Below are 4,326 nucleotides of genomic sequence, written 5' to 3' on the forward strand. Positions count from 1 at the left end.
GCCCGCCGCAGGCGTGTAGCCCAATCCCCAAAGCTCTCGTAGGACGGTTTCAAGGCCGAGGGTGACGTGCCCGGCGACGTTTTCGAGGAAGACCCATTCCGGGCGGCATTCGCCGATGACGCGGGCGACGTCGGGCCAGAGGTGACGGGGATCGTCGGCCCCGCCGCGCTTTCCGGCCGCGCTGAAGGGCTGGCATGGGTAGCCTGCGAGGATGGCATCGAAGGCCCCGCAGAACGGCCGGGCATCGAAGCTGCGCAAATCGGTCCAGATCGGGGCCGGGGCGAAGTATCCCGCGCGCTGGGCGGCGATGAGTACGATGCTGGGCCAGTCCTCCCACTCGACGAAGGCGCGGGTGTGATAGCCGGGCTCGGCGAGCATGAGGCCCAGATCAAGGCCTCCGCCGCCTGCGCAGAGGGAGAGTCCGTGCCGGGGACGTGACACCATGCCATTCACCGCACCCCGCGCTCGCGCAGGCGTTCGGCCGTGACCAGCCCCCGGGCCAGCATGGCGTCGCGCATGGTGTTACTGATCGCGCTGACCGGCAGATACCGGTCGGAATTGACCAGATCGGCGTAGAAGGCTGGCAGGTCGGTGATCGGCTTCGCAGTCGGGGCAGGGGCCGCCTTCGGCTTCCGGCGCTTCCGCGTTGCATCTTCGGCTTTGCGCTGGGCTGCCCGTTGCATCGCCCGGTCCAGCGCCTTCGGCCCATCAGGCGGTTCCGGATGCTCCTGGCGGCTGGCCTCGGCCGCAGCGATGATCTCCGCCTCGGTCAGGCCCAGTTCGTCGCGCCAGCGCTGGACGTGAAGCCGGGGCGGCCAGCCTTGCCACCAGCCGGGCAGGGCCGCGGGATCGAGGCCCAGCGCGTCGAGCAGCTCCCCGAAAAACTCATCGGAAATCGCTTTGCGCGCCTGCGCGCCCTCCTCCTCCTTTACTGGTTTACTTAGAGGTTCCCTTACAGGGTTAGTGTCCGAAATCCGGACACGGCTTTCGGGATTTTCCGGACACGGCTCGGCCGAAAAATCGGACACGGCTTCACCGCCAAACCCGTGTCCGAAATCCGGACACGGCAGGACGTCGGCCATGCCGTCGACATCACAACCATCGGCATCGTCGAGGCTTTCCGCGGCGCCGTCGTCCCCGTGTCCGATTTCCGGACGCGGCACCACAGCCACAGGTGTGAAGCCCGGCTCGAACCCCAGGATATAGCGGGTGGGCAGCTGGCGCTTGGTCACCGGATCGAGCCGCGGCACCCGCCGCAGCAGGCCCACGGTCTCGAGCTGGCCAAGGTGATCGTTCAGTGTGGACCGGCTGATCTCGCAGTCATGCGCCAGCCGGTCCTGCGAGGGAAAGCAGCCGTAGTCGGGGTTGAACCGGTCGCAAAGATGCCAAAGCACGATCTTGGTTGTGGGCTTCAACCCGCGCTGCTTGATGGCCCAGTTGGTGGCCTCGTGGCTCATGGCGCGGGCCTCCGCGGGGCAAGGGCGATGCGCGTGGTGAAGCCGTGATCGGCCAGCGCGCCCAGCGCATCGTCGAGGCTGCGCACCAGCGCCCAGCCGAATCCCTGCGCCTTCACCGCATCGCGGAACGCCTCCTGCTCCGGCCGCAGCCGCCCCTTCGGTGCCTTCAGTTCGAGGAACAGGACACGACCCTCGCACAGGACCATCAGATCGGTGAACCCGGCATGGACGCCCATGCCGACCAGGATGGCCTGGCGCTTGGCTCCGCGGGGCCCGGCCTCGGTCACCTCGTTGGCGCAGTGATGGATGATGGCTGAGCGGGGCAGGGCGATGCGCAGCGCCTGCACAACGGTGCGCTGCAGATCGGCTTCGGGGGTGCCACGGCGCATCATCGCGCGGCCCTCCCCTGGTCTTCGCGCTGGGCGCGCCGTACCGGCCGTCGTGCATCGACGACCACCAGCAGGCGCTGTGCCTCGGTTCGCTCGGCCGACGTCTCGCCATGCTGGACGAGCACATTGCAGGCGAGCCGGATGAGGAGATCGCTGTGATGCGCAACATCGGCGATGACGGCGCGGGCCTCAGCGACGCGGTCGGCGGGCCAGGCGGAACTGTGCGACGGGCTGGTCATCACCGGCGTCCTCCGGCACGACGGCGGCGCGGGGCGGCCTGTTCCTGCTCTTCCAGCCAGTCCTCGACGGCGGCACGGCGGTAATAGACCTTGCGCCCGGCCCGAACGCAGGGCGGACCCGTCCTCATCGCCTCCCAGCGGCGCAGGGTGTCGACCGAAAGGCCGAGTTCCAGCGCGAGGTCGAGACGGCTGATCCAGCCGACCAGCAGCGTCCGGGGTTTCTCCTTGGGGTCTGGCATCGATCCGAGATGCGGCATCGGGGTCTCCTCGTCCTGGCCCCGAAGATCGGGGACGTCTTGCGGGGACCAGTGAGCGCAGAGCCCGAGGGGTGGCGGCGAGGCGGAGGGTGGCGGAAAGGATGCCGCCATTGTGCCACCCCTTGTTTTATTGGGGATTGCGATGGTGATCGGGTGGCGGTGGAAGATTACGGCCGGTCCTGCCAAATGGGCGAAACGGACGCCAAGACCGCAAACACCAGCGAACAGTCGCATTGACCGTGTTTGACCGGCATTGACGTGCAAAGACGGGGTGGCACCCGACACGGCACCCCTGCCACCCCTTGAATTCCTTGAGGATTTGTCGCTTCGCAGCTCTTCAAAAGCTGGATTTGCAGCGTAATGACCGCGCCGACGACCTCAGGCGTCCCATTGCGCACGTCGCCACCAGTCGCGCATCGATCCGCCCAGCGCCGAAATCCCATGAAAACAAGGGGTGGCACGGTTCTGGCGACCTTCCTGCCACCCTCCGCCTCCCCGCCACCCGTGGCGCTATGCTTGCCTTGATAGTCAGGCGAAACCACGCCTCATGTCGGATGCAAGAAGGACCAAAGCCATGCCCGAACGCATCAAGCTGACCGAGAAAGTGCTGCGCGACGCCGAGCCGGTGCCGGGGCGGGACTACCAGATCTTCGACACCGACGTCCGGGGATTTGCCGTCTGCATCTACCGCGGCGGCGGCCGGGCCTTCACGCTGGATTACCGTCATGCCGGGCGGCAGCGCCGGATGACCTTCGGGCGCTGGCCGGAATGGTCAGTGTCGGCCGCTCGGGAGCGGGCCAAGGAACTGCGGCGCGAGATCGACGCCGGGGCCGATCCCTTGGGCCAGCGCGAGGCAAAGCGCGAAGCCCCGCGCGTGACTGACCTGATCGAACGCTACTGCGCCGAGCATCTGCCGAAACTGTCGGAACGGAGCGCGGCCGATCAGCGGTCGGCGCTGGCCAAGATGGTGGAGCCGGTCTGGGGCCGAAAGCTGGTGACGGAAATCACCCCGACCGACGTCGACAAGCTGCTGACCAAGATCGCCGAGGGCCGGGCGCGGCCCCACAAGGAAAAGCCCAACAACCGGGCGCGCAAGCTGCAGGGCGCGAAGCCCACGCCGGTGCGCGCCAACCGGATCGGGGAGGTGCTGCGCAAGATGTTCACGCTGGCGGTCCAGTGGGGCTGGTGCGAGGACAACCCCGCCCAGCGCTTTCACCGCCGCACCGAGACGCCGCGCGAACGCTTCCTCTCGAAGGAAGAGATCTCCAAGCTGGCTGCGGCGCTGGATGCGGCCGAGGACCGGCGCGCGGCCGACATCATCCGCATGTGCATGCTGACCGGCGCCCGTCTGGGCGAGGTGCGCCAGTCCCGGTTCGAGCAGTTCAACCTCGAGCACATGAGCTGGTCAAAGCCGCCCACCATGACGAAACAGCGCCGCGCCCATCGCGTCCCGATCTCGGACGAGACCGCCGCCATCGTGCGCCAGCGCCTGCTGTTGGTGCCAAATGGCTCTCCATGGCTGTTTCCCGGCGACACGCCCGGCCAACCAGTGCAGGAAGTGCGCCGGTTCTGGGCGCAGGTCCAAAAGCAATGTGGGCTGCAGGACGTCCGCATCCACGACCTGCGCCACACCTTCGCCTCGCTTCTGGTCAGCGGCGGCGCCTCATTGGAAATGATCGGAAAGCTTCTGGGTCACAGCCAGATGCAGACGACCCTGCGCTATGCCCACCTGATGGATTCGCCCCTGCGCGCCGGGGTGGACGCGGTGGCCAGCGCCTTCCGGCCGAAGCCTCGACTGGTCCATGGCACCGACGATCAGGGCGGCCGGAAGACCGCGTGACGCCGCAAGGCGCATCGCCGCATCTTCACGATCCTTCTCCCCGCAGCTTCTTCCAGACCGGCGTCACCCTGCGCCGGACGCTGCGGCTGTCGGGGATCTTCCGGCCATCCGACTGATCGGCGAACCAGTCCTGCATCTCGGCGA

At 67.6% G+C, this 4,326-nt stretch carries 6 protein-coding genes; 1 reads left to right on the forward strand and 5 read right to left on the reverse strand.

What is annotated here, in order from left to right:
• The 5 genes from RGD00_RS22675 to RGD00_RS22695 form a co-directional block, all read right to left on the reverse strand.
• Positions 1–378 (reverse strand): DNA cytosine methyltransferase (locus tag RGD00_RS22675; protein ID WP_310459515.1); only part of this gene is annotated, 378 nt, incomplete at its 3' end.
• 71 nt (positions 379–449) lie between these two features.
• Positions 450–1,457, reverse strand: coding sequence for a helix-turn-helix domain-containing protein (locus RGD00_RS22680; protein WP_310459516.1), 1,008 nt, complete (start codon positions 1,455–1,457; stop codon positions 450–452).
• Positions 1,454–1,849 carry a VRR-NUC domain-containing protein gene (locus RGD00_RS22685; protein WP_310459517.1) on the reverse strand — a complete coding sequence of 132 codons (396 nt, stop codon included), beginning with the start codon at positions 1,847–1,849 and terminating at the stop codon, positions 1,454–1,456. Before RGD00_RS22685 ends, RGD00_RS22680 begins: the two co-directional genes overlap by 4 nt.
• Positions 1,846–2,085 carry a hypothetical protein gene (locus RGD00_RS22690; protein ID WP_310459518.1) on the reverse strand — a complete coding sequence of 80 codons (240 nt, stop codon included), beginning with the start codon at positions 2,083–2,085 and terminating at the stop codon, positions 1,846–1,848. The genes RGD00_RS22685 and RGD00_RS22690 overlap by 4 nt, the downstream gene beginning before the upstream one ends.
• Positions 2,085–2,342 carry a helix-turn-helix transcriptional regulator gene (locus RGD00_RS22695; RefSeq protein WP_310459519.1) on the reverse strand — a complete coding sequence of 86 codons (258 nt, stop codon included), beginning with the start codon at positions 2,340–2,342 and terminating at the stop codon, positions 2,085–2,087. The genes RGD00_RS22690 and RGD00_RS22695 overlap by 1 nt, the downstream gene beginning before the upstream one ends.
• Positions 2,343–2,916: 574 nt before the next feature.
• Here RGD00_RS22695 and RGD00_RS22700 point away from each other — a divergent pair.
• Positions 2,917–4,182 carry a tyrosine-type recombinase/integrase gene (locus RGD00_RS22700; protein ID WP_310459520.1) on the forward strand — a complete coding sequence of 422 codons (1,266 nt, stop codon included), beginning with the start codon at positions 2,917–2,919 and terminating at the stop codon, positions 4,180–4,182.
• Positions 4,183–4,326: the final 144 nt, after the last annotated feature.

This window comes from Ruixingdingia sedimenti (assembly GCF_031432425.1).
GTDB classification, from domain to species: Bacteria; Pseudomonadota; Alphaproteobacteria; order Rhodobacterales; family Rhodobacteraceae; genus Ruixingdingia; species Ruixingdingia sedimenti.

Bases quoted from the DNA above. Each gene is read 5' to 3' on its own strand.
- RGD00_RS22700 (WP_310459520.1), top strand. From the start codon at position 2,917: ATGCCCGAACGCATCAAGCTGACCGAGAAAGTGCTGCGCGACGCCGAG.
- RGD00_RS22690 (WP_310459518.1), bottom strand. From the start codon at position 2,085: ATGACCAGCCCGTCGCACAGTTCCGCCTGGCCCGCCGACCGCGTCGCT.
- RGD00_RS22685 (WP_310459517.1), bottom strand. From the start codon at position 1,849: ATGATGCGCCGTGGCACCCCCGAAGCCGATCTGCAGCGCACCGTTGTG.
- RGD00_RS22680 (WP_310459516.1), bottom strand. From the start codon at position 1,457: ATGAGCCACGAGGCCACCAACTGGGCCATCAAGCAGCGCGGGTTGAAG.
- RGD00_RS22695 (WP_310459519.1), bottom strand. From the start codon at position 2,342: ATGCCGCATCTCGGATCGATGCCAGACCCCAAGGAGAAACCCCGGACG.